Below are 2,512 nucleotides of genomic sequence, written 5' to 3'. Positions count from 1 at the left end.
ACACGTTGTGAAGCAGTTTTAGTTTCACCGCCAGAATCGGTAACAGTTATGTCTACAGTGAAATATATACTAGAAATGGAATCTTTAACAATTTGAGCTTCATCTGTAGTAAATTGAATTTTAAAATCGCCAGTTCCATCAGTTGTAATTTCGTTTTGAAGGTAGTTTGTACTATCATCGCTATCGTCATTTTTTAAATAAACATCTTTAGAAATATCATAAACAACTTTGGCATTACTAAGATTACTTCCTGCAAGAGTTTTAGCATTTCCTGTAATGGTAATAACATCGCCAACAGTAAAATTTTCTTTAATTTTATTAAAAGTCACTTCAAATGTGGGACGTTTATACTCTTCTACATTAAAAGTAAATTCTTCACTATCATAATCTACATTGTCCCAAAATTTATGTTCTTCTTCTTTTTTATTATAATATTCTTTATCATTTTCAATATTTTCTGGTTCATCAATTGTAAGTATAAATTCTCCTGTTAAACCATTTTTCGGAATGTCAAACTCACCAGAAATTGAACCAAACTCGTTAGTTTTAGCATCCAATTCTTTTAAAGTAGTTCCGTCTACATCTTCAATTTCTATATGAACTGTAAGGTTAGGAACAATACTTTTTACACCATCTTTATTTTGAACCATAACCGCTTTGTAAAACACCTTTTGTCCTGGTCTGTAAATTGCTCTATCAAAGAAAACCATTGATTTAGCTTGATAATTATCGTAATCATCATCGTCTTTAGTATCATTATTGTCATATAAAAAAGTTCTGTTATAATTGTCAATTAAAGTGTCGTTTTCTCTGATAAATACTAATTGACTATCATATTTTATTTCTTGAAGACTTGGAAAATATTTTTCTTTTGGAATTTTAATTTTTCCTATCTCATTTCCTAAATAAGTTTTTTTATCATTAGTAACTTTTAATCCTTGAATTGGTTTTCCGGTTTTTCTATCCAATACAAACAATACATCATCTTTAGCTTCAGTATCAGATAGTGGTAAAATAGAAGTAACCGTAATTTTTTCATAAGTAAAAGCTAATTTTTCACCTTCATTATTTTGAGTTTCTATAAATAATAAATAATTTCCAACGTTTAATTTTTCTAATAAAATTTCGGTAGAATAATCAAAATGATCTGTTTTTACAGGAAGTTTTCTAGTATATTTTTGAAAATGAAAATGTTTAGAAACATAATCTAATACAATAGAATCTTGAATATTTGATTGATTGTAATAGTTTACGAGATTAAAATTTGATGGAATTTTATAACATTTAATTACAATAGAATCTACGTTTTTATAGTTTACAAAAGCACGAATTTCTTCATTTGGATAAATAACTTTCTTTAAATTTAAAGATAGTTTTTTACTTAAAATATTTATTTTTATATTGTTTGCCTCTGCCATTGCAGTCGGATTAATGTTTACTTTCAAGATAGAATCTGTCAGCGCAATTGCTTTATCATAATAAGAAATGCCAGTTTTTTCAGATCTTTCAAAACAATGTAATACACGTTTTGCTTTTAATTGTTGTGTCAAAAAAACATTAGTCGAAGTTTTCTCTAAATTTTCAATAGCTTTATAATACTGTTCAGATTTACCAAAACGATTACTTGAAAAATTATAACGTTGCAAAACTGCAATTCCTAATCTATCATCATTATTTTGCAAATACTGTTTTTCGTTTTCTTGAAATAATTTTACTATATTTTTTAGATTTTTATCTTCAATTTCTTTGCAATTAAAGTTTTGAAAAGTTAAAGCATCTTGATACAGAATAGTATTTAAGTCACGATTTTTAACATTATAAATTTGTATTTTATTATTAAAATAATTGATATACTGTTCTGAAATATAGTCATATAAACTACTTTTTTCATTATCTGTATAAGGTGAAATATCAAAAATTGCTTCATATTCTTTAATGGTTACTTCACGAAGTTTATCACTATTTTTTATAGAATTTTGGTATGCCAAATCAATTTCTTCTTCAAAATCTTTTATTGTCCAAGTAGCGTAATCTTTAGATTTTTGTATTTGTAAATTGGTGCGATTATTTATTTTATATTGCTCTACACTTAAATAATTCTGCAGTAGAGTAGCGTAAATAGTATTTAAAAGTGCTTGGTTAGGTTTAGAACTTGATTTAATTTTATCTTTTAAATCTTCTAAAATTTTTCCACGAGAATTTTCTTCAAATACTTGTTTGAATTTTGAGATATAAAAAAAGCACTTAATAATTTGTGGATTATTATCTTTACGATTGGCTTTTTTATAAATTTCTAAGACTGCTTTATTAGCAGATTCTGTTTTTCCGTTTAATTCAAATTGTAGTACTTCTTTCCAATCCTGTTCGTAATTTTGAGAAAAAGTTGCAGTAGAAATAACTAATAATAAAAGGAGTATACTATTTTTCATAAATTGTAGTTTAATATATAGAGTATGATTTTTATAGAAAGGTTGGAAAGTAAATCATTTTTTTTAAAATTTACAGTTTTTTT

The 2,512-nt window shown here is 25.4% G+C and carries 1 protein-coding gene; it reads right to left on the bottom strand.

Going from position 1 to position 2,512, the window contains the following annotated elements; translation table 11 throughout:
- Nucleotides 1-2,429: MG2 domain-containing protein (locus ACH2BO_RS10800; RefSeq protein WP_395044755.1), on the bottom strand; the 2,429-nt coding region annotated here is incomplete at its 3' end.
- Nucleotides 2,430-2,512: the final 83 nt, after the last annotated feature.

The sequence above is a fragment of the Flavobacterium sp. genome (genome assembly GCF_043773265.1).
GTDB lineage: Bacteria > Bacteroidota > Bacteroidia > Flavobacteriales > Flavobacteriaceae > Flavobacterium.
Note: the sequence above shows the minus strand (reverse complement) of the source record. Positions and strands in the feature narration are given on the sequence as shown.